The following is a 22,243-nucleotide window of genomic DNA, read 5'->3' on the forward strand; positions in this document are numbered from 1 at the left end:
GGTATTGATAACGACAATTGTTATCAGCAATATTCGCATTTGTTTTAATACCTGTTTCACAATGTAACCATCGGTTTCTCTACCGCCATAACAAAAACAGATCGACTCTTTTTAAAAGGAATACAAATGAATAAGCGTCTCTGGGTGCTCAATCCTCTCCTGTTGTCTTTAACCCTCCCGGCCATTGCGGCTGAGGAAGAGAACCTCATCGTCAGCGCCAACCGTAGCCAACGCACCGTGGCAGAAATGGCGCAAACGACCTGGGTTATTGAAGGAAGCGAGATTGAACAACAGGTTCAGGGGGGGAAAGAGTTCAAGGATGTTCTTGCTCAGTTAATCCCAGGAATCGATGTCAGTAGCCAGGGGCGTACAAACTACGGCATGAACATGCGTGGTCGCGCCATTGTCGTGCTCATTGACGGTGTCCGTCTGAACTCCTCACGAACCGACAGCCGTCAACTTGACTCCATTGACCCGTTTAACATTGCGCACATTGAAGTCATTTCAGGCGCAACCTCACTTTATGGCGGTGGCAGTACCGGCGGATTAATCAACATCGTCACCAAAAAAGGCCAGCCGGAGCGTGAAGTAGAACTCGAACTGGGGAGCAAAAGCGGCTTCAACAACAGTAACGATCATGATGAACGCGTTGCCGCGGCGGTGAGTGGAGGAACCGATCGCGCTTCCGGGCGTATGTCCGTCGCGTATCAACGATTTGGCGGCTGGTATGACGGTAATCACGATGCCCTGCTGCTGGATAACACCCAAACCGGACTACAGCACTCCGATCGTCTGGACGTGATGGGCACCGGGACGATTGAACTTGACGACAACCGTCAGTTGCAACTGGTTACACAGTATTACAAGAGCCAGGGGGATGATGATTACGGGCTGGATCTCGGCGAGAACATGTCCGCCGTGACCGGAAACGGTAAAGCTTATACCAGCAGCGGACTGAATTCCGATCGTATTCCCGGCACCGAACGTCATCTGATCAGCCTGCAATATTCAGATGCGGATTTTTTCGGCCAGAACCTGGTCAGCCAAATCTATTACCGCGACGAATCGCTGAAATTCTATCCTTTCCCGACGCTCAGCAAAGGTAAGGTCACCAGTTTCTCCGCATCACAGCAGGACACAGACCAGTTTGGCGCCAAAATTACCCTCAACAGCCAGTTGATGGATAACTGGGAGTTGACGTGGGGTATCGATGCCGATCACGAGACCTTCGATTCCAATCAGAAATTCTTCGATCTGGCCTGGTCCCTGCCCTCTGGCGGCATGGATAACCGCACCGCTTATACCACCGGGCGTTACCCCGGTTACAGCATCACCAATTTCGCGCCTTTCCTGCAAAACAGCTATGACATTAACGACATCTTTACCCTCAGCGGCGGCGTGCGCTATCAATGGACCGAAAACAGGGTTGATGATTTTGTTGGCTATGCTCAACAGCAGGGAATCGCGACCGGGCTTGCGAACTCTGCCGATACCATTCCGGGTGGCAAAACCGATTACGATAATTTCCTGTTCAACGCCGGTATCCTCGCCCATCTGACTGACCGTCAGCAAACGTGGTTTAATTTCTCTCAGGGCGTGGAGCTTCCGGATCCAGGGAAATATTACGGTAACGGCACCTATTCGCTGGTTGGCGATCATTACCAGCTCCAGCGCAGCGTCAACGTGGCGGATTCACGTCTGGAAGGGATTAAAGTTAACTCGTACGAACTGGGATGGCGCTACACCGGCGATAGTCTGCGCACGCAACTGGCCGCTTACTACTCGACTTCGGATAAATCGATCGTTATCAACCGCAGCGATATGACCATTAACGTTCAACCCGACGATCGCCGCATTTATGGCCTTGAAGGCGCGGTGGATTATTTCATTGCGGATACGGACTGGAGCCTGGGCGGCAACTTCAATGTTATTAAATCGGAAGTGAAACAGAACGGTAAATGGCAAAAATGGGATGTGACTCTGGCCTCACCGTCGAAAGCAACCGCGTGGGTCGGCTGGGCACCAGAACCGTGGACCTTGCGCGTACAGAGCCAGCAAACATTTGATCTGACCGACGCCAGCGGCAATAAGCTGGATGGCTATAACACCATGGACTTTATCGGCAGCTATCAGCTCCCGTTGGGTAAGCTGACCTTTAGCGTGGAAAACCTGCTGAATGAAGAGTATACCACGCTGTGGGGACAACGTGCGCCACTGCTGTACAGCCCAACCTACGGCAGTCCGTCACTGTATGAATACAAGGGCCGGGGCCGCACCTTTGGTCTGAACTATGCCTTAACCTTCTGATAAAAAAAGCCCCCCAGCCTGAGCGAATGGGGGGCTAATGTTCAGGATAATGCTATTTTACGCTTTGTTATTCAGTACCAACTGTCCGTTGTTATCCAACGGAATTTGCGCGCCGGGGTCCTTATCCATACGGATTTTCCCCTGCTGATCGCCAATTTTGTACGTCACGTCGTAGCCCAGCATCTTTTCAGATTTGTCATACACCGTTTTACAACGCTGCTGCGTGGTGGTGTAAGTATCGTTTTCCTGCATCGAACCCTGAATCTGATTACCTGCATAGCCGCCGCCTAAAGCCCCGGCCACGGTGGCAATATCTTTACCACGTCCGCCGCCAAACTGATGGCCAATAACGCCACCCGCAACCGCACCCAATACGGAACCCGCAATACGGTTTTCATCTTGTACCGGCTTACGGTGCGTGACAGTTACGTTCCGGCACTCCTGACGCGGTGTTTTTACCGACTCTTTAATCGGTGTTGCAGAGACAACTTGCGCATACTGTGGGCCACGCTCGAAAACGTTCAGACTGGCCACTGCTGCAACACCCAGCGCAGCAGCTACGCCAATCCCTATACCCGCCAACATTGATTTATTCACGGGACTTCCTCCTTTTTTGCTATTAGCAACAACTTTGCAACAGAAGGTAAGGAATGCCAATCAGATTACGGATGAAAATAGCAGGATGAGGCACGAACGCAGGATGATTCGGAGAACTCTGAAGGAAGGCGCCGGATGCGTAAAATCATCCGGCGCCACAAGTCGATATTAATGCAGTTTCAGACGCGGGCGAATCACCCGGTTGATACTACCGACCAGCATCATCAGGCCGGTTTTGAAGTAGCCGTGTAAAGCAATCTGGTGCATGCGGTACAGTGAGATGTATACAAAGCGCGCAATACGCCCTTCCACCATCATCGAACCACGAGTCAGGTTGCCCATCAGGCTACCCACGGTAGAAAAGTTAGAGAGCGAGACCAGAGAGCCGTGATCTTTGTACTGATACGCTTTCAGAGGCTTGCCGTTCATCTGTGCCAGAATATTGTTCATCGCACAGGTCGCCATCTGGTGTGCTGCCTGAGCGCGTGGAGGCACAAAACCCCCTTCCGGGCGAGCGCAGGAAGCGCAGTCGCCAATCGCGTATACGTCAGGATCGCGTGTGCTCTGCAGAGTTGGCTCAACCACCAGTTGGTTAATACGGTTCGTTTCCAGACCGCCAATGTCTTTCATAAAGTCTGGCGCTTTGATACCCGCCGCCCACACCATCAGGTCGGCTTTAATGTATTCGCCATCTTTGGTGTGCAGTCCGCCTTCGTCAGCGCTGGTGACCATCGTCTGGGTCAGTACGCGTACTCCCAGTTTGGTCAACTCATTATGCGCAGCACCGGAAATACGCGGCGGCAACGCAGGCAGAATGCGCTCGCCAGCTTCCACCAGAGTAACGTTCAGCGCATCGTTGGTCAGCCCTTTGTAACCATAGCTGTGCAGCTGTTTTACCGCATTGTGCAGCTCAGCGGAGAGCTCAACCCCCGTCGCACCACCGCCCACAATGGCGATATTCACTTTTCCGTTAGCGCCCAGATTCGCGGAATACTTCAGGAACAGATTCAGCATCTCCTGGTGGAAACGACGCGCCTGATGCGGGTTATCGAGGAAAATGCAGTTTTCTTTCACGCCAGGGGTGTTGAAATCGTTGGAGGTACTGCCCAACGCCATCACCAGCGTGTCATACGGCACTTTACGCTCGGGAACCAGCAGATCCCCCTTCTCATCGCGCAGCTCAGCGAGAGTAATGGTCTTCGCTTCACGATCGATATCTATCACCGAACCTAACTGAAACTGGAAGCCATGGTTACGGGCATGTGCCAGATAGCTCAGCGCATCCACGCCTTCATCCAGTGAACCCGTCGCCACTTCATGCAGTAACGGTTTCCACAAGTGACTGTGGTTTCTGTCTACCAGTGTGATTTTGGCCTTTTTCTTACGCCCGAGTTTTTTACCCAACTGCGTCGCCATTTCCAGTCCGCCAGCACCGCCGCCGACAATCACGATCCTTTTCAATGGTGTAGTCAACGTGACCCCCTCAAATTTATTAACCAATTGTTAATTAAAAGTTATTGATATAGCTCTTAATTAACAACAAGTTACAGTAATGAAAATGTTCTTCGAGAGTGAGAATAACACGAACGGTGCATTGGTCATACCAAAATTGATGTGTATCAAGTTTTGATGCTGAAAAGATAGACAACCGGAACTTTAAGAACAAAAAAACCAGCCCGATGGCTGGTTTTTTACGCACTCAATAAGGATTAACCTAACGTCTTGAACGCTTTGATGCGCTGCAAATGCGGAGAGATATTCTTAAACTTATGCGTCTGCTCTTCGTCCCAGACTATCTCGTAAAAGTGATGCAGCTCTTCCGACGAACGCTGGCTATTGAGCGCTTCATCATGACGCGACAGGATAACCAGACAGCGATCGCGATTCTTTTCGCGGAAATTGGTCACGCATTTTGTTGCGATGTCTGCATACTCCTCAGGTCTGTCAATTTTGCCTTCCATGTTCTCATACGGGAACAGGTTAGGATTAAACACTACCTGACGAATATCACACAGAAAACCAATCCGTTCAGCCCAATATCCCCCGAGCCCCACACCACAAATCAGCGGACGGTCATCCACATTCAGCTGTAGCATTTTGTCCACTTCTTTTAGCAGATGCTGCATATCATGTTTGGGATGCCGCGTACTGTAGCTAATCAGCCTGACATCCGGGTCGATGAATTGCAGCTGCAACACCTTCTCATGGTTGCCCGGGCTGTTAGAGTCAAAACCGTGTAAATAGATAATCATCGCATCCTCGCCAAACTTGCGTTAATGACCTGCTTTCTCTTCCTGCCAGCGCTCATGAAGCTGGTTTAGCTGAGCGCTTACCGTCTTCCAGCGTGCCGAATCCATCAGTTCCTGACGTGAAAATGAACCTTTATGATACAAACGTGTAACACGTTCTGCATTGATCGGCGACAGATTATCTAACACACTGACCGCTCCCTTACGATTATTGCAGACCAGGATCATATCGCAACCTGCATCCAGCGATGCCTGTCCACGCTGGGCATAGCTTCCCATAATCGCCGCCCCTTCCATCGACAAATCGTCGGAGAAAATGACACCATCGAAGCCAAGCTCCTGGCGCAGCACCGTTTTCAGCCAGTGAGGTGAGCCACTCGCCGGACGCGGATCTACATCACTGTAGATGACGTGCGCAGGCATAATGGCATCCAGTTTGTTCTCAGTAATCAACGTCTGGAACACGGACATATCTTTCGCACGAATCTCGGCTTCTGAGCGAGGATCGGTTGGGGTTTCTTTGTGTGAATCCGCCGTCACGGCCCCATGACCAGGGAAATGTTTACCGGTCGTTTTCATACCTGCAGCATGCATACCATCAATGAAGCGGGTCGCCATCGCCAATGCTTTTAGCGGATCGGCGTGGTAAGAACGCTCGCCGATTGCGGCGCTGATATGGCCCACATCCAGTACCGGTGCGAAGCTGATATCAATGTCCATCGCGATCATTTCGCTGGCCATCAACCATCCGGCGTCCTGAGCCAGTTTGCCGCCCTCTTCCAGACCGTGCAGCGCAGCAAACGATTGAGCCGCAGGCAGGCGAGTAAAGCCTTCTCTAAAGCGCTGTACGCGTCCGCCTTCCTGATCTACCGCCACTACCAAATGGTTACGTGACGCAGTCCGGATCTGTCGCACTAATTCACGCAGCTGTTCCGGGTCATGATAATTTCGGGTAAAGAGGATCAACCCACCTACCAGCGGATGCGCCAGAATCTCACGCTCTTCTGCGTCCAGCTCATACCCTTCGACATCCAACATTACTGGGCCCACACTGCTCTCCTTATCCTTTCATTGTTAGCTGCCGCCAGGTTTCATCGGCCAGCCTGATAAATTGTCTATCGCCGGTTTGCCACCAGCGATACTCAAACCACCCCGCCTTCAGCATCATTATCCAGGGTTGCCATTGTCTGACTTGTCGCCACAAAACGTCTGGCTCAATGTGCGCTCGTTGGGCGTAGGTGCTAACCAGCTGTTGGTGCTGGGATTCATCGCTGACCCATACCGCCGCCAGCTCCAGGGCAATATCACCGTCTCCGGCGTATTCCCAGTCAATCAGCCGCAGCCCTGAGGCTGTGCGTACGATGTTGTCACCGTGAACATCCATATGCAGCGGCCCCAGACGCAAAGGTCGAGGCTCACCTCGTTTCCTCAGCCGCTTCAGCGCGCGCAGCCAGCATGGTGTACGACGCGCCGGATCGCCACACTGCCAGTACTGTTCAAGTAGCGGCAGCAGGCTGATTCGCCAGCCCAATCGGGGTTGCTGGTGCAGATGATACAGTAAGCCTGCGAGTTCGTCGGCGTCCGGTAATCTGGATTCTACCTTACCGTGAAAAAACTCGACGGCCATCCACCCACGCGTATAAAAATGAGGGCGTGGCGCAAGGTTTTCTGGCAGGTGTTTTAACGCATGATATTGGCGTAAGAAATGCGATTCCGGCGCATCAGGGTCGTGATGACAACGCAGTACCAGCCGGTGAGAATGATGCTCAATGATGCAGCTCCCGCCGCTCAGGCCAGTTTGGCTGGCTGCGACGGGATGATACTGCGGGAAATAGCGCGACAACACTTCGCCGCGCGTGAGTCTGTTATTGTTGCTGAACGGCACCTTTACCTGACCAGATTATCTCGCCAGTTTGTACCAGCATTAATTGCATTTGCAGCGCAGGCGAATTGACGTTGCCGGATGCGCTGGAATAAAGCACATACTGCGCGCCAACGTTACGGGCGATACCAATCGCTTTACTGCGCGTTCCCAGACTATCGTTCGGCGACAGACCTAACTGCTGCTTGGCGACTGCCAGTTGCTGAGCGGAAACCAGAGTAAACTTACCGTTATTCGCCAGAGCATTACGTAAGGTTTCGGTGGCTTCACCCGCGTTTAACGAGCCGTTGGTGCGGTTATTCACGCTATCAACCAGCAGAACGCCGCCCGCTTTTACGCCGTCAGCCTGCAGCATTTTTCCGACCATCGGCTGCATAGCCCCGTTCCAGTCATAATGACGTTGACGTGGCGTCGGCTGCGCCGTTTGGTCCTCGTGCTCAATCGGACCCGGCTGCTGCGGTATGGTTGGCACCGTTGGCACTACCGGCACCGGCTGTTGCGGCTGCACAGGCTGTTCCGGCACCGGCTTGACTTCCTCTACCGGTGCGGGCTCTCGTTGCACCACACAGCCAGAGAGAAACATCGCCAGCGCGGCAATCAGTGCGTAGCGATTCATTTTGATCATCAAGATTCACCCCTTACAAATAAAGATAAAGTCTAACCTTGTGCGCCCCCAGAAAATTGGCGCTGCCGTACAGCGTCACCGACGAATGAGCCGGAATAGTCACACTGCGTGGCGCTTCCAGAGGATGCATTTCCAGTCCTCTGGCGTCATACCAGTAAAACCGATAATGAACGGTGACGGGTTCTTGTCTTTCGTTATAGAGTCGCGAGGATGCCGAGGCCTGAATATCAGACGTGGTTAACGTGGGCTGTTCTGCTGTTATACCTGCCGCCAGAATCGTTGACTCCATCACCAGCGACTGTTCATCACTTACCGGAATTTCTGGGTGTGTTCGACAACCCGCCAGTAGCAGCAAGCCCAGTGAAAGTGCAATGCATCCTCTGATCATGCCTACAGACCTTTATGCGCGAGCATTGGGCCAAGCGCACGGCCACCCAGCAGATGCATATGAATGTGATACACCTCCTGACCCCCGTGGCGGTTGGTGTTCATGATTAAGCGGTACCCATCTGCAGCAATGCCTTCCTGCTCAGCAATTTTCGCTGCAACGGTGATCATGCGGCCCAATGCCTGTTCATGTTCAGCCGTCACATCGTTGACGGTTGGGATCAGGATGTTAGGAATGATCAGAATATGCGTAGGTGCCTGAGGGGAAATATCACGAAACGCAGTGACCAGTTCATCCTGGTATACGATATCCGACGGAATTTCACGACGGATAATTTTGCTGAATATAGTTTCTTCTGCCACGACGTTTTCCTTTTTCATTAACAGCCCAAGCGTTTTGCCATGCTACGCCGGGTAACTCTGCGAGTATAGAGTATGAGCGAGTTACTCACGCTCTTTCAACTTTAACCCTCGATTTTTTAAGCGAAAACCCCAGTCAATGCTGCTCTTATAACCATTTCCCAGCGCTATTGCTCAAGCATAGTACTGAAACAATATTTCATTTATGTCGTAGCATCCGTTTACACATTAAGTGCTAATGCGTATATTTCGCATTTGTATTTACATGCGCATTTAATAATTTACAACCAAAGGGCTCATCACAACTACCGGTGATTCGAACTTAATATTAATAATTATCAAGGACTTTTCGATGTCTTTCACAACACTCAACGGGAATATTCAACGCCAACCGGGGCTTGCCCCTTCTGCGCTGGCAGCCTGCATCACGCTAGCGCTTTTACCTTCCACCAGCCTCGCAGCCCCTGCTGAAGAGACAGTGATCGTGGAGGGTTCTGCTCCAGCCGCATCCAGCGACGAACAGGATTACAGCGTTAAATCGACGACCGTGGGCACAAAAATGCAGATGACACAGCGCGATATTCCGCAATCGGTCAGCATTGTCAGCCAGCAGCGCATGGAAGATCAGCAGTTGCAAACGCTGGGCGATGTGATGGACAACACGTTGGGGATAAGCAAAAGCCAGGCGGATTCCGATCGCAGCAGCTATTACTCGCGCGGATTTCAGATTGATAACTATATGGTCGATGGGATCCCGACCTATTTTGAATCCCGCTGGAATCTCGGTGACGCCCTTTCCGACACCGCCCTTTTTGAGCGTGTCGAAGTGGTCCGTGGTGCAAACGGACTGATGACCGGGACGGGTAACCCTTCAGCCTCCATTAACATGATCCGTAAGCATGCCACCAGCCGCGAGTTCACCGGTAATGTTTCTGCAGAATATGGCAGTTGGAACAAACAACGCTATGTGACCGATCTGCAAAGCCCGCTTACGGCAGACGGCAATGTGCGTGGTCGCATCGTGGCGGGTTACCAGAATAACGACTCCTGGCTTGATCGCTACAATAGCGAAAAAATGTTCTTCTCCGGGATTGTCGATGCCGATTTGGGTGACACCACCAGCCTGTCTGCAGGTTATGAATACCAGCGCATTGATATCAACAGCCCAACCTGGGGTGGATTACCGCGCTGGAATACCGATGGCAGTAAAAACAGCTATGACCGTTCGCGCAGCACTGCGCCGGACTGGGCTTACAACGATAAAGACTTCAACAAAGTGTTTGTCACCATCAAACAACGTTTTGCCGATACCTGGCAGGCGACCATGAACGCCACCCACTCCGAGGTCAAGTTCGACAGTAAAATGATGTACGTCGATGCCTATGTTAATAAGGCCGACGGCACGCTGATTGGCCCATATGGCAACTATGGTCCGGGATATGACTACGTCGGAGGAACCGGCTGGAACAGCGGCAAACGTAAAGTGGATGCTGTCGATCTATTTGCCGACGGCGGTTACGATCTGTTTGGTCGTCAGCATAATCTGATGCTGGGCGGCAGCTACAGTAAACAGAATAACCGTTATGAAAGCTCGTGGGCGAACGTTTTCCCCAACGAAATCGGCAGCTTCTATACCTACGATGGTAACTTCCCGGAAACCAACTGGAACCCGCAGTCATTGGCTCAGGACGATACCACGCACATGAAATCGCTGTACGCCGCAACGCGTATTTCGCTGGCCGACCCACTGCATTTGATTGTCGGCGCGCGTTATACCAACTGGCGTATCGACACCCTGACCTACAGTATGGAGCAAAACCACACCACCCCGTACGCGGGCCTGGTGTATGACATTGACGACAACTGGTCTACCTACGCCAGCTATACCTCAATCTTCCAGCCGCAGAACAAGCGCGACAGTTCCGGTAAATATCTCTCTCCGATTACCGGCAACAACTATGAACTTGGCCTGAAGTCCGACTGGATGAACAGCCGTTTAACCACCACGCTCGCGGTGTTCCGCATTGAACAGGATAACGTAGCACAATCAACCGGCGTGCCAATCGCCGGTAGCAATGGCGATACGGCCTTTAAAGTGATGGATGGTACAGTCAGCAAAGGGGTCGAATTCGAAATTAACGGTGCGATCACCGATAACTGGCAGATGACGTTTGGCGCGACACGCTATGTTGCTGAAGACAACGAAGGCAATGCTGTAAACCCTAACCTGCCACGGACCACGGTAAAACTGTTCACCCGTTATCGCCTGCCAGCCATGCCGGAACTGACCGTAGGCGGCGGAGTCAATTGGCAGAATCGTGTTTACAGCGATACGGTCACGCCTTATGGCACATTCCGCGCGGAACAGGGAAGCTACGCCCTGGTAGATTTGTTCACCCGTTACCAGGTAACAAAAAACTTCTCAGTGCAGGGTAACCTCAATAACCTGTTCGATAAAACCTACGACACGAATATCGACGGTTCTATCGTTTATGGTGAGCCGCGCAACGTCAGCATCACCGCAAGCTATCAGTTCTGACACCAGGTATTGCGTAGAATTGCTAACCCGCTGACTTAGGTTGCAAATTCTCATCAAACTCCAGCCGCTTTCTGTCGGGTTCTACCGCAGTCAGCGGCTGCACCTCTGCCAGCGTCTTCTGGCAGCGCTCAACCAGCACCTGATATTCGCGAGTGCCCTGTTTTTTCCACACCAGCTCCTGCTCAGTTAACATGCGAATCGCTTTCGCCGGGCTGCCGACAATCAGATGGTTGGCAGGCATCTCGGCGCGCGCTTTCACAAATGCCGAAGCACCAACGATACTGTTCTCACCGATGGTCGCGCCATCGATAATCACCGCGCTCATGCCGACCAGCGCGTTACGCCCTATCACACAGCCGTGCAGAATCGCTCCGTGGCCGATATGTCCGTCCTCTTCCACCACCGTATCCTGGCCGGGAAATCCGTGCATCACGCAGTTATCCTGGATATTCGCCCCATCTTTAACCACGATACGCCCAAAATCTCCGCGCAGGCTGGCATTAGGGCCAACATAAACACCTTTGCCGAGAATGACATCGCCAATCAGCACTGCGGTTGGGTGAACATAGCTTTCCGCAGGAACTACCGGGATCATCCCGTCAATCTGGTAAATCGGCATGGCTTCTCCTGTTACGCCTCGGCTAATCCGCCGAAGCGTTGATAATAGAGCGGCCCTGGCGCGGGTAGTTCCCCCACCGAGCTCTCGCCTTTTTCGCTGACGAAAACCTGGGCGCCGGGCGCAACACGTTGATAAATATTAATACACAGCTGACGCGCCGTCTGCCCAAGCCAGTGAGCAGGCAACAATTCTTCCGGCAGCAGCGGATCTTTGAGCACAACCCGACGATAAAGGTGAATGAGCAACAGGCGGATCTGGAAGCAGCGCTCTGGCGTAAGTTCGTCCGGCCCGGCGTCACGTAGCAACGGTAACAACGGACGGAACAGAGTGATAAACGCCTCGTACATGGCATTTTGTTCGGTTAAGTGCCAGCACCCTTCTACCCGCTCACGCAGCGCGGCGCGGGAGAGCGCCAACGGCGAATGCGCCTCAAAAACGATGACGTTTTCCGCCACCCCAGCTTCATGGAGCAGCGACTGGACGTCCGCCAGCTTTTGCGATGGTGACGCCAGCAGACTCGGCGCCAGTACGCCAAAACCTTGCCATAACAGCTGCTTTTTAACTTCGGCGAGGGTGTTTTTTTCCAGCCCTTCGGAGAGCAGCAGCAGCCAGGTACCGTCCCACTCAGGGGCGCTGGCACGGTAGATTTTGCTCTCGGCGCGACGCGTCAAGCGTAGCCCTTTATCGCTCAGGCGGTAGAAACTGCGTCGGCCGATACGTACCACGTCCAGCCATTCTTCTTTATTAAGGCGAAACAGTGCGGTACGTACAAAACGCTCACCGAAGCCAAGCCCTTCCAGCAGCGCGGCAACACTACCCAACCAGACTTCTCCACCGCGTTGCGATAAACAGTCCCCGTAAAGCGAGGCGATAAGCGAGGTGCCGCTGACCGGCATTGCGGTTACCGCCTGCTGAATAAAACTATCGAGCTTTTCCATATGATTCATACTGTTGTCTTTTTTGTGCTTTTTGAATCATAGCACAGGAATAGATCAGCGATACGCCAGGAGTTTGTAGGCCGGATAAGGCAACGCCGCCATCCGGCAGCGTTGCGCCATTGTGCCTGATGGCGCTACGCTTATCAGGCCTACGAGACTTAGCCGTTGGCGGCAGCTTTACGCAGGTCAAACACGCGGCAGGCCTTGCCTTCGGAGCGTGGAATGCTGCCGCAATTGACGATGCTGACATCCGTTGAAATGCCGACCATCGACTTAATGCGATGACGCAGATGGTGGCAAATCTGGCAGCGCTGCTCGTGGCTTAGCACCAGGCTACTCTCTTTAAGCTCCACGCGTACCGAAAGTGAATCAAGATGGCCACGGCGATCCACTTCAAGCTGATAATGCGGGGCCAGATGATCAATCTTGAGGATCTCTTCTTCCACCTGAGACGGGAATACGTTGACGCCGCGAATAATCAGCATGTCATCGCTGCGCCCGCTAATGCGATCCATACGACGCATCGTGCGCGCGGTTCCCGGCAGCAGGCGCGTCAGGTCGCGGGTACGATAACGAATGACCGGCAGCGCTTCTTTCGTCAGCGTAGTGAACAGCAGTTCGCCGTGCTCACCGTCAGCCAGTGGCGTACCGTCATCCGGATTGACCACTTCCGGGAAGAAATGATCCTCCCAGATTGTCGGACCATCACCCGTTTCGATGCACTCCATCGCCACGCCCGGCCCCATCACTTCCGACAGGCCATAAATATCGAGCGCCGTAATACCGAGGCGACGTTCGATCTCCGCGCGCATCCCCGTTGTCCACGGCTCTGCGCCAAAGACACCGGTACGCAGCGAACAGCCGCGCGCGTCACCGCCCATCTGGCGCTCCAGCTCTTCAATCAGGTTCAGGCAGTAGGATGGCGTAACCATGATCATGTCGGGCTTAAAATCACGGATCAGCTGCGCCTGTTTCTCGGTCTGGCCGCCGGACATCGGGATCACCGTCGCCCCTAAACGCTCGGCACCGTAGTGCGCGCCCAGTCCGCCAGTGAAAAGGCCATAGCCATAAGCGACGTGGATTTTATCTTTCGCGGTACCGCCTGCGGCACGTAGCGAACGGGCGACGATGTTAGCCCAGGTATCGATATCGTTCTGCGTGTAGCCAACGACGGTCGGTTTACCCGTCGTACCGGATGACGCATGAATACGCACAATCTGTTCCATCGGTACCGCGAAGGTATCGAACGGATAGTTATCGCGCAGGTCCTGCTTGGTGGTGCACGGGAATTTGCTCAGGTCGCTCAGCTCACGGAAATCAGCCGGGTGAACCCCCGCCGCATCAAATTTGCGGCGGTACATCGGCACGTTTTCATAGGCGTGTTTTAACGTCCATTTCAGGCGCTCGGTCTGCAGAGCGACTAATTCGTCACGCGATGCGGTTTCAATTGGATCTAATTTTGTTGTAGTGGTCATGTTGTAGGGTACTCGCAGGTCAATTAGCTCACACTCGCTCAAGGATCATGGCAATGCCCTGACCCACGCCAATACACATCGTACACAGCGCATAGCGTCCATTGCGTCGTTCCAGCTCCAGCGTCGCGGCCAGCGCTAACCGCACACCGCTCATCCCCAGCGGGTGACCTAAAGCGATAGCCCCCCCATTGGGATTTACGTGTTCTGCATCATCTGCCAGTCCAAGCTGTCTCATCACTCCCAACGCCTGGGCGGCAAAGGCTTCATTCAGCTCAATTACATCCATATCGTTAATATTCAGCCCGGCGCGCTCCAGCACTTTACGCACCGCCGGAACCGGCCCAAGCCCCATGTACTTCGGTTCAACGCCTGCGGTCGCCATGGCGATGATGCGCGCACGTGGTGTTAAGCCCTGCGCGGCGGCCTGCTGCTCGCTTGCGATGATCAGCGCCGCAGCACCGTCGTTGACGCCGGAAGCGTTGCCCGCCGTCACCACGCCGCCCTTACGGAACGGGGTTTTCAGCGAGGCCAGTTGCTCCAAAGTGGTTTCCGCGCGCGGATGCTCATCTTCACGCACCGCGCTGACCGCACCTTTCTTACCAATAATCTGCACCGGCACAATTTCCTGCGCCAGAATGCCGTCGCGCTGCGCTTTCGCCGTACGCTGTTGGCTGCGGTACGCAAAGGCGTCCTGGTCCCTTCGGCTTATATTTAACAATTCGGCTACATTCTCTGCCGTTTCCGGCATGCTGTCAGTACCAAATTGTTGCTGCATGAGCGGGTTCACAAAACGCCAGCCGATGGTGGTATCAAACATTTCCGCCTGACGCTGGTACGGCGCGGTGGCCTTGCCCATGACGAACGGCGAGCGGGACATGGACTCCACGCCACCGGCAATCATCAGGTCCGCATCACCCGCTTTAATGGCTCGTGCGGCAAAGCCGATGGCGTCCAGCCCGGAACCGCACAGACGGTTGATGGTGGTGCCCGCCACGCTGTGCGGATAACCCGCCAGCAACGTTGCCATATGCGCCACGTTACGGTTGTCTTCACCGGCCTGGTTGGCGCAGCCGAAAATCACATCGTCGATGGCGCTGGCATCCAGGCGCGGGTTGCGACGGAGCAATTCACGCAATGGAATGGCCGCCAGATCGTCGGCACGCACGCCTGCCAGCGCCCCGCCGTAGCGACCAATCGGGGTACGAATACCGTCACAAATAAATGCGTCACGCATTAGACTTCTCCTGTAATCGTGCCGCCGATGCGGTGCGATTTTCCGCGAAACAGGGCAACGGTTTTTTGCTGTTGATTAACAATCTCAATGTCGTAAACGCCGGTCAGCTTGCCCTGCTGTTTCACCCGCGCGGTGGCGGTCAGCAGATCGCCAGTGAAGGCCGGGCGCAGGAAATCGATGCTCGCCGCCGACGCCACCGCCGCCAGTCCCTGACTGTTGCAGGCGTAAGCAAAGGCGGTATCCGCCAGCGAAAACAGCTGCCCGCCGTGACAGGTCTGATGGCCGTTGAGCATCGATGGCAGCACCGCCATTGTCATCTGCGCATAGCCTTCATCCATTTCGATAATCTCGATGCCCAGCGCGCGGGCGCAGGTGTCCTTCTCGTACATGGCGCGGGCGTTGCGCCAGGCTTCATTACTCATGACGCATCTCCATCAGCGCTTTCTGGCGCAGCAGCGCACTTGGGCGATAGCGTTCTTCGCCGTAGTGCTGTTGTAGATTTTCCAGCAGACGCAGCACGCGTCCCCAGCCGAGCGATTCTCCCCAGGCCAGTGGCCCACGCGGGTAGTTCACCCCCAGGCGCATCGCAGTATCGATATCGTCCGCATTAGCGACACCTTTTTGCACCGCATCCAGCGCTTCGTTCGCCAGCATCGCCACCGTGCGCCACACCAAAAGCCCTGGGTAGTCGGCAATACGCAGCACGTTTTTGCCCTGCTGTTGGAAGTAGTACACCGCTTTATCGGTTGCCGACTGTGGGTTGGTTTGCGCGCTCGCCAGTACGACCGTGTCGCCCGCCGCATGGTCATAAACCACTACCGGGCGCTGATGCTGCACGCTTAAAGCCAGCGCGGTTTCACCAGTGGTTTCAAGAAGCAGCACATCATCCAGTTCAGTGACAACGTCACGTTTAATGTTTTTTGCTGCATTTTCAGGCTGTACCGCTGCAACAGCCAGATCAGGCGATACTTCAACAGGCCAGCGATAGACACCGTGTCCACTCTTCTTGCCCAGACGCCCCGCCAGAGCGAGCTCCTGTTGCAGCAAAGACGGCAGAAAGCGGCGATCCTGCCAGAAGGCGTTAAATACCGAACAGGTAACGGCAAAGTTGACGTCCTGACCGATAAGGTCGGTCAGCGCCAGCGGCCCCATAGGGAAACCGCCGCCGTCGCGTAGCGCCGCGTCAATCACTTCCGCGGATGCCACCTGCTCTTCCAGCGCGCGCCAGGCTTCGGCGTAGAACGGGCGCGCCACGCGGTTGACGATAAAGCCCGGCGTGGAGCGGCAGCGTACCGGCTGTTTGCCCCAGGCGCTCACGCACTGGCAAAGCTGCTCCACCACTTCCGTGGAGGTGGCAAGGCCGCTGATGACCTCGACCAGCTTCATCACCGGCGCCGGGTTAAAGAAATGCAGCCCCGCCACCCGTTCCGGGTGCTTAATGCCCGCCGCAATGGCGGTAATGGAGATAGACGAGGTATTACTGGTCAGCAGCGTCGACGGCGAACAGATTTCCGCCAGTTGGCTGAACAGCGCCTGTTTAATCTCCAGGCGTTCCGAAGCGGCTTCAATTACTAACTGCGCATCGGCTAGCTGTGTTAATTCGGTTGCTGGCGTAATGCGTGCCAGCAGCGCCTGCGCCTGCTCGGCGCTGACTTTGCCGCGGCTAACGCGGGCGTTGAGGCGCTCGGCAATGCCGTCGATAGCGCGGGTAATCGCCTCAGGCGAAATGTCATACAGCCGCACCGCGTGTCCGGCACGGGCCGCCACTTCGACGATCCCGGCCCCCATGGTGCCGCCGCCAATCACGGCGACGGTGTGAAGAGTCTGGCTCATGGCTTATTTCCCGCTGAACTGTGGCTGACGTTTGGCGAGGAAGGCGCTGACGCCTTCGCGATAGTCGTCGCTGCGACCGGCCATGCGCTGGTAGTCGCGCTCAAGCTCAAGCTGCTGATCCAGCGTATTGGTTTCGGAAAGCTGCAAAGCTTTCTTAATTAACCCCAGCCCATAGGTCGGCTGCGTAGCAAAATGACGCGCCATGGCTAACGCGGTGTCTTTCAGTTCAGCGTCATCCACCACCTGCCAGATCATCCCCCACTGCGCGGCCTGTTCGGCGCTGAGGTTATCGCCCAGCATCAGTAAACCTACGGCGCGAGCGCGGGTGGTCACACGGGGCAGCAGCCAGCTACCGCCGCAGTCCGGCACCAGGCCAAGCTTGCTGAAGGCCATCACAAACTTCGCCGAACGCGCGGCCAGCACGATATCGCAGCCCAGCGCTAACGTTGCACCCGCCCCGGCGGCCACGCCGTTAACGGCGCAGATAACCGGCTTCGGCAGCGCGGCTAAACGACGCACCAGCGGGTTGTAAAAGCGTTCCACCGACATGCCCAGATCCGGCGCGGGGCCGCTTGGGTCAACGTTACGGTCATTCAGATCCTGTCCGGCGCAAAAACCGCGACCGGCACCGGTAATCAGCAGGCAGCGAATGGTGTCGTCACGTTCGGCCTGTTTCAGGCAGTCGGCGAGCTGCTGGTGCATCACGTCATTAAAGCTGTTGAGTCGGTCCGGGCGGTTCAGGGTGATGGTCATGACGCCCTGTTCCACTTCGCTGAGAATGAAAGCTTCCACGATTAGCGTCCTTTAAATTCCGGTGTGCGTTTTTCTAAAAAGGCGCTGACGCCTTCACGACGATCTTCGGTACCGCTGAGCAGCGTAAACAGCTGGCGTTCCTGCACCAGACCGGCCTGAAGGCTCACCTCGTGCGCCAGACGCAGCGACTGCTTTGCCGCACGCAGCGCCAGCGGCGAGTGGCGAGCGATGTTTGCAGCCAGCTTCAGGGCATATTCATCAGAGAGGTTCGCCGGGTGAATGTCGCTCACCAGCCCAGCCTGCTGTGCGCGTTCGGTGTCAATGCTTTCGCCGCTCAGCACCATCCGGCTCGCCAGCGCTTTACCAACGCTGCGGATAAGCCGCTGCGTACCACCCGCCCCCGGCATGGTGCCGAGAGTAATCTCCGGCAGGCCAAAACGGGCGTTATCGCCGGCAATCACCAGATCACACAGCAGCGCCAGCTCGCAGCCCGCCCCCAGCGCATAGCCGTTCACCACCGCTATCAGCGGCTTGTTGAAGGCATCGATGCGCGCCCACAAACGAGGACGAATATCGTCGAAGGTGGCGGGCAAGTCTTTTTCCGCCATTTCGTTGAGATCGGCACCGGCAGCGAAATAGCACGGGTTACCGCTAATCACGCAGACGCTCACGCAGGCGTCTGCAGCCGCACTTTCCAGCGCGTCGGCTATCTGCGTCAGCAGCGCGTTGTTTAACGCATTACGCGCCTGCGGACGGTTCAGCGTCAGTTGCAGCACACGGTCATGACGGGTAATCAGCAGTTCGCTCATGCCGTCCCCCGCGCGTCAAAGTCGACCACCACATCCGCGCTTTTGGGCAGCGCCTGGCAGCTCAACACATAGCCCGCCGCCACTTCATCGGCTTCCAGGCTATAGTTGGCGGCCATTGCCACTTCGCCCTGCACCACTTTGCATTTACAGGTGGCACAGACGCCGCCTTTACAGGCAAACGGCAGGTCTGCGCCCTGACGCAGCGCCGCATCAAGAATGCTGTCATCTTCGGCATTTAGCGAAATCAGGCGATCGCGGCCGTCCTGGCGAATGGTCACCGTGCGGCCTTCCGCCTGCACGCCGGTGGCGCGTTTCACGCTGGTACCCGGCGTATTGAAGCGCTCGAGGTGAATGGATTTTTCCGGCACGCCCAGTTCACGCAGCGCCACTTCGGCTTCGTCCATCATCGCCGACGGGCCGCAGATAAATGCATCATCAAAACGGCTGAAATCAAGCAGCGTTTTGCCCAGCGCATGCAGCTTGTCGCCGTCAATGCGCCCTTGCAGCAGGTCGCTGTCCATCGACTCCAGGCTGAACAGATGCACCACCTGCAAACGCTGCGGGTAGCGGTCTTTCAGGTCGGCCAGCGCCTGACGGAACATCATGCTGTGGCTGCTGCGGTTGCCGTAAATCAGGGTGAACTGACTGGCCGGTTCGGTCGCCAGCGTCGCTTCAATAATCGCCATCATCGGCGTAATGCCGGAACCAGCGGCAATCGCCAGATATTCCGCTTCACGCTCGGCCTGCGGCTGGTAGCCAAAGTGCCCCTGCGGCACCATCACCTCAAATTCCATACCCTGCTGAATATCGCGCTGGGCATAGCGGGAGAAACGGCCGCCGTCGATGGCTTTGACCGCCACGCTGATTTCTGATGGCGAACGGCTGCGGCAAATGGAGTAGCAGCGGCGTAACTCTTCCCCGCCCAAGCGGGTTTTCAGCGTCAGGTGCTGGCCCGGACAGAAGGCGTACACGCTACGCAGCGCGTCGGGAATGGCAAAGGTAATGGTGACCGAATCACGGGTTTCCGGCTCAACGTTTGCCACGGTAAGCGAATGAAATGTTGTCATCGCAGCCTCAAATACATTTAAAGTAATCAAAGGGTTCACGGCAGCTATCGCAGCGATACAGCGCTTTACAGGCCGTGGAACCGAATTCACTAATCAGTGAGCTGTGGGTGCTGCCGCAGCGTGGGCAGACCACATCCTTTGGCATCTCGCCGGCGTGGCAGGCATGGGCATGCGGCGGGCTGATACCATACTGGCGCAAACGCTCGCGGGCATCAGGGCTCATCCAGTCGGTGGTCCACGGCGGGTCGAGCTGCAGCACGATGTGCACCGGCGTATAGCCGTGATCCGCCATCACCGTTCGAATTTCACCCAGCAGATGTTCGGTGGCCGGGCAACCCGAGTAGGTTGGCGTAAAGCCAATCACCCAGCCGTCGCCGAGGCGTTCAACCCGGCGTACCATCCCCAAATCGGTAATGGTCAGCACCGGCACTTCCGGGTCGGGGATCGCGCTTAACAGTCCCCACACGGTGCACACTTCGGCGGGCGCGATATCGGCAAGACGTTGCATAGCCACCTCCTGTTACCACTGCTGTCCAGGGTACGAACGCTGTAAATACTGCATTTCTGCCAGCATCGGACCGAGATGTTCACTGTGCAGCCCCTGCTTACCGCCGCTGCGGAACGCCGCCTCCTGGGGAATTTGCAGGCCGGAATCGAGCAGCGCGGTGTGAACCGTTGCCTGCCATTCCGCCTGGAGCGTGCGCGGATCGACGGCGATCCCCTGCTCGCTCAGGTCAATTTCCAGCGCATCGGCAACGAACAGTTCACCGGTATAGCGCCACAGGTTATCGACTGCCTGCTGCATACGCTGCGTCGAGAGCGCGGTGCCGTTGCCCAGACGTTCCAGCCAGCCGCGGCTGAAGCGCTGGTGATAACGCACCTCTTTCAACCCTTTGGCCGCAATGGCGGCGAGCTGCGCGTCGCGGCTATAGACCAGACGGCTGAACAGCGCCACGTGCCAGATGTCGATAAAGAACTGGCGGGCAATGGTGTCGGCAAAGTTGCCGTTCGGCTGTTCAACCAGCAGCAGATTGCTGAACTGGCGTTCATCGCGGCCGAAGGCCAGCGTGTCTTCGTCGCCGTTACCGTTCAGTTCGGCGGCGTAGCTGAGAAAATTGCGCGCCTGTCCCAACAGATCGAGACCGATATTGGCCAGCGCCAGGTCGATTTCCAGCTCCGGTGCGTGGCCGCACCATGCGCCTAAACGCTGTGCCAGGATCAGGCCGTTATCGCCCAGACGCAGGGCATAGGTTGCAACGGGATTGAGAGTCGTCATCGTTGCCTCACATATGTTCCATGCCGTCCGGCACGGTGTAGAACGTCGGGTGGCGGTAGACTTTGCTTTCTGCCGGGTCGAAGAATTCACCGCGATCTTCCGGCTGCGAGGCAACGATTTCACTCGCCTTCACCACCCAGATGGAGCAGCCTTCGCTGCGGCGGGTGTAGGCATCACGCGCGTTTTCCAGTGCCATTTGGTCATCGGCGGCGTGCAGGCTGCCCACGTGGCGGTGCGACAAACCCTGTTTGCTGCGGACAAACACTTCGTATAACGGCCAGTATGTTTTGCTCATCTTTTTTCTCCTCAGGCGGCATCGCGAGCGCGTTGTTTTTCGGCATGAGCCAGCGCGGCTTCGCGCACCCATGCACCCTCTTCCCAGGCCTTACGCTTGGCGCCCAAACGTTCGTGATTGCAGACACCACGACCGTTGATGACCTCATTAAATTCCTGCCAGTCGATCTCACCGAATCGGTATTTCCCCGTCGCTTCATCAAGCTGCAGATCGGCATCCGGCACGGTCATGCCGAGGATTTCAACCTGCGGAACGGTGTTATCCACAAAGCGCTGGCGCAGTTCGTCGTTGGAATGCAGTTTGATTTTCCACGCCATACTGCGGGCGCTGTTCGGCGAGTTGTCGTCGCTCGGCCCGAACATCATCAGCGCGGGCCACCAGAAACGGTTGATCGCATCCTGGAGCATCTGCCGCTGTTCTTCGCTGCCCGCCGCCAGCGCCATACAGGCTTCAAAGCCCTGACGCTGGTGGAAGCTTTCTTCTTTGCAGATTTTGACCATCGCCCTGGCATACGGGCCGTAGGAGGTACGACACAGTGCCACCTGGTTGACGATCGCCGCGCCATCGACCAGCCAGCCGATCACGCCGATATCCGCCCAGCTCAGGGTTGGGTAGTTGAAGATGGAGGAGTATTTCATCTGGCCGTCGAGCATCTTCTGGTAGATGTCTTCACGCGCGCAGCCCAGTGTTTCAGCCGCGCTGTAGAGGTACAGGCCGTGTCCGGCCTCGTCCTGTACTTTTGCCAGCAGAATGGCCTTACGCCGCAGCGTGGGTGCGCGGGTTATCCAGTTGCCTTCTGGCAGCATGCCGACGATTTCCGAGTGCGCATGCTGGCCAATCTGGCGGATCAGCGTCTTACGGTATGCGTCCGGCATCCAGTCCTGCGGCTCGATGGCCGTTTCCTGCGCGATGCGCTGGTCAAAGCGTTGTTCTTCTGTCACGTCATCACCTTATGATTCCGATAAATTCAACAAATCATTTTTTGTGAATCATTTTGT

Annotated in this window: 23 protein-coding genes; 2 read left to right on the forward strand and 21 right to left on the reverse strand. The window is 55.7% G+C overall.

From position 1 onward, the window contains the following. Positions 1-126: 126 nt before the first annotated feature. Positions 127-2,307: a TonB-dependent siderophore receptor gene (locus tag OGX66_RS07625; RefSeq protein ID WP_046670504.1), complete on the forward strand. Its 2,181-nt coding sequence runs from the start codon at positions 127-129 to the stop codon at positions 2,305-2,307. 57 nt (positions 2,308-2,364) lie between these two features. Here OGX66_RS07625 and OGX66_RS07630 read toward each other — a convergent pair whose 3' ends face one another. From OGX66_RS07630 to hinT, 8 genes are all read right to left on the reverse strand, one after another. Continuing rightward, complete coding sequence (locus OGX66_RS07630) at positions 2,365-2,904, reverse strand: glycine zipper 2TM domain-containing protein (RefSeq protein WP_003030814.1); 540 nt, start codon at positions 2,902-2,904, stop codon at positions 2,365-2,367. 168 nt (positions 2,905-3,072) lie between these two features. After that, the gene (gene ndh / locus OGX66_RS07635; RefSeq protein WP_003030815.1) at positions 3,073-4,377 is read right to left on the reverse strand and encodes an NADH-quinone dehydrogenase; all 1,305 of its coding nucleotides are present in this window, start codon (positions 4,375-4,377) and stop codon (positions 3,073-3,075) included. 236 nt (positions 4,378-4,613) lie between these two features. Next, a complete protein-coding gene (gene ycfP / locus OGX66_RS07640; RefSeq protein ID WP_003030817.1) occupies positions 4,614-5,156 on the reverse strand; it encodes an alpha/beta hydrolase YcfP in 543 nt (180 codons plus the stop codon). A 21-nt stretch (positions 5,157-5,177) separates the two neighbouring features. Further along, positions 5,178-6,203: a beta-N-acetylhexosaminidase gene (gene nagZ, locus OGX66_RS07645; RefSeq protein ID WP_003841848.1), complete on the reverse strand. Its 1,026-nt coding sequence runs from the start codon at positions 6,201-6,203 to the stop codon at positions 5,178-5,180. A 10-nt stretch (positions 6,204-6,213) separates the two neighbouring features. Beyond that, a complete protein-coding gene (gene thiK / locus OGX66_RS07650) occupies positions 6,214-7,038 on the reverse strand; it encodes a thiamine kinase (RefSeq protein WP_044711789.1) in 825 nt (274 codons plus the stop codon). Then, positions 7,019-7,660, reverse strand: a complete 642-nt coding sequence (gene lpoB / locus OGX66_RS07655) for a penicillin-binding protein activator LpoB (RefSeq protein WP_003846732.1) — start codon at positions 7,658-7,660, stop codon at positions 7,019-7,021. The genes thiK and lpoB overlap by 20 nt, the downstream gene beginning before the upstream one ends. Positions 7,661-7,673: 13 nt before the next feature. After that, a complete protein-coding gene (locus OGX66_RS07660; RefSeq protein WP_003030823.1) occupies positions 7,674-8,048 on the reverse strand; it encodes a YcfL family putative periplasmic lipoprotein in 375 nt (124 codons plus the stop codon). Between the two features lie 2 nt (positions 8,049-8,050). Next, on the reverse strand, positions 8,051-8,410 hold the full coding sequence (gene hinT / locus OGX66_RS07665; RefSeq protein WP_003030826.1) for a purine nucleoside phosphoramidase: 360 nt from the start codon (positions 8,408-8,410) through the stop codon (positions 8,051-8,053). Positions 8,411-8,759: 349 nt separating this feature from the next. Here hinT and fhuE point away from each other — a divergent pair, with 349 nt between their 5' ends. Next, positions 8,760-10,946 (forward strand): ferric-rhodotorulic acid/ferric-coprogen receptor FhuE, encoded by a 2,187-nt coding sequence (fhuE, locus tag OGX66_RS07670; protein WP_286511287.1) that lies wholly within the window; start codon positions 8,760-8,762, stop codon positions 10,944-10,946. 22 nt (positions 10,947-10,968) lie between these two features. Here fhuE and paaY read toward each other — a convergent pair whose 3' ends face one another. The 13 genes from paaY to paaA form a co-directional block, all read right to left on the reverse strand. Then, complete coding sequence (gene paaY, locus OGX66_RS07675; RefSeq protein WP_044711783.1) at positions 10,969-11,565, reverse strand: phenylacetic acid degradation protein PaaY; 597 nt, start codon at positions 11,563-11,565, stop codon at positions 10,969-10,971. An 11-nt stretch (positions 11,566-11,576) separates the two neighbouring features. Further along, positions 11,577-12,503 carry a phenylacetic acid degradation operon negative regulatory protein PaaX gene (gene paaX, locus OGX66_RS07680; protein ID WP_164880753.1) on the reverse strand — a complete coding sequence of 309 codons (927 nt, stop codon included), beginning with the start codon at positions 12,501-12,503 and terminating at the stop codon, positions 11,577-11,579. 158 nt (positions 12,504-12,661) lie between these two features. After that, the gene (paaK, locus tag OGX66_RS07685; protein ID WP_088902435.1) at positions 12,662-13,978 is read right to left on the reverse strand and encodes a phenylacetate--CoA ligase PaaK; all 1,317 of its coding nucleotides are present in this window, start codon (positions 13,976-13,978) and stop codon (positions 12,662-12,664) included. Between the two features lie 28 nt (positions 13,979-14,006). After that, on the reverse strand, positions 14,007-15,212 hold the full coding sequence (pcaF, locus tag OGX66_RS07690; RefSeq protein WP_088902436.1) for a 3-oxoadipyl-CoA thiolase: 1,206 nt from the start codon (positions 15,210-15,212) through the stop codon (positions 14,007-14,009). Next, the gene (gene paaI, locus OGX66_RS07695) at positions 15,212-15,634 is read right to left on the reverse strand and encodes a hydroxyphenylacetyl-CoA thioesterase PaaI (protein ID WP_270939455.1); all 423 of its coding nucleotides are present in this window, start codon (positions 15,632-15,634) and stop codon (positions 15,212-15,214) included. Before paaI ends, pcaF begins: the two co-directional genes overlap by 1 nt. Next, complete coding sequence (locus OGX66_RS07700; RefSeq protein WP_088902438.1) at positions 15,627-17,045, reverse strand: 3-hydroxyacyl-CoA dehydrogenase; 1,419 nt, start codon at positions 17,043-17,045, stop codon at positions 15,627-15,629. The genes paaI and OGX66_RS07700 overlap by 8 nt, the downstream gene beginning before the upstream one ends. Positions 17,046-17,048: 3 nt before the next feature. Then, positions 17,049-17,837, reverse strand: a complete 789-nt coding sequence (gene paaG / locus OGX66_RS07705; RefSeq protein ID WP_032949037.1) for a 2-(1,2-epoxy-1,2-dihydrophenyl)acetyl-CoA isomerase PaaG — start codon at positions 17,835-17,837, stop codon at positions 17,049-17,051. 2 nt (positions 17,838-17,839) lie between these two features. Continuing rightward, positions 17,840-18,607, reverse strand: a complete 768-nt coding sequence (paaF, locus tag OGX66_RS07710; RefSeq protein ID WP_286511295.1) for a 2,3-dehydroadipyl-CoA hydratase PaaF — start codon at positions 18,605-18,607, stop codon at positions 17,840-17,842. Next, positions 18,604-19,674 (reverse strand): 1,2-phenylacetyl-CoA epoxidase subunit PaaE, encoded by a 1,071-nt coding sequence (paaE, locus tag OGX66_RS07715; RefSeq protein ID WP_088902439.1) that lies wholly within the window; start codon positions 19,672-19,674, stop codon positions 18,604-18,606. The genes paaF and paaE overlap by 4 nt, the downstream gene beginning before the upstream one ends. 7 nt (positions 19,675-19,681) lie before the next feature. After that, positions 19,682-20,182, reverse strand: a complete 501-nt coding sequence (gene paaD, locus OGX66_RS07720; protein WP_044711769.1) for a 1,2-phenylacetyl-CoA epoxidase subunit PaaD — start codon at positions 20,180-20,182, stop codon at positions 19,682-19,684. 12 nt (positions 20,183-20,194) lie between these two features. Continuing rightward, on the reverse strand, positions 20,195-20,950 hold the full coding sequence (paaC, locus tag OGX66_RS07725; protein ID WP_088902440.1) for a 1,2-phenylacetyl-CoA epoxidase subunit PaaC: 756 nt from the start codon (positions 20,948-20,950) through the stop codon (positions 20,195-20,197). Positions 20,951-20,957: 7 nt separating this feature from the next. After that, positions 20,958-21,245 (reverse strand): 1,2-phenylacetyl-CoA epoxidase subunit PaaB, encoded by a 288-nt coding sequence (gene paaB, locus OGX66_RS07730; protein ID WP_003030843.1) that lies wholly within the window; start codon positions 21,243-21,245, stop codon positions 20,958-20,960. An 11-nt stretch (positions 21,246-21,256) separates the two neighbouring features. Next, a complete protein-coding gene (gene paaA / locus OGX66_RS07735) occupies positions 21,257-22,186 on the reverse strand; it encodes a 1,2-phenylacetyl-CoA epoxidase subunit PaaA (RefSeq protein WP_049002573.1) in 930 nt (309 codons plus the stop codon). Positions 22,187-22,243 lie beyond the last annotated feature (57 nt).

It is taken from the genome of Citrobacter sp. Cf072 (assembly GCF_030334485.1).
GTDB lineage: Bacteria > Pseudomonadota > Gammaproteobacteria > Enterobacterales > Enterobacteriaceae > Citrobacter > Citrobacter freundii.